The organism is Streptococcus danieliae (genome assembly GCF_013415245.1).
Taxonomy (GTDB): Bacteria; Bacillota; Bacilli; order Lactobacillales; family Streptococcaceae; genus Streptococcus; species Streptococcus danieliae_A.
Map to the genome: position 1 here is coordinate 1 of NZ_JACBXX010000204.1, position 396 is coordinate 396.

General features: G+C 35.6%; 1 protein-coding gene. It reads left to right on the forward strand.

What is annotated here, in order from left to right:
• The coding region (locus HZY94_RS09095) for a transposase (protein ID WP_179925881.1) at nt 1–396 on the forward strand (396 nt) is incomplete at both ends.

The window sequence follows — 396 nt, forward strand, 5'->3', positions numbered from 1 at the left end:
ATTTTGAGTCCTCTGAAATCATCGCAATACTAGACGGACGTACTCATGCTACAATTAGAGACCATTTCCAACAATATACCTTGAAAGTCAGAAAAAAGGTTGAAATCATTACTATGGATATGTTCACTCCGTATTTTAAATTAGTGAAGCAACTTTTTCCAAAGGCAAAAATTGTATTGGATCGTTTTCATATCGTACAACATCTAAGCCGAGCTATGAATCATGTGCGGATACAAATTATGAACCAATTTGACAAACAGTCAAAAGAGTATCGACGTCTAAAGCGGTATTGGAAAATCATACAAACCGATAGCCGCAAATTGAGCACAAAACGCACTTATCAACCTATGTTTCAAATGCATCTAACTAGTCAAGAAATACTGGATGAACTACTTG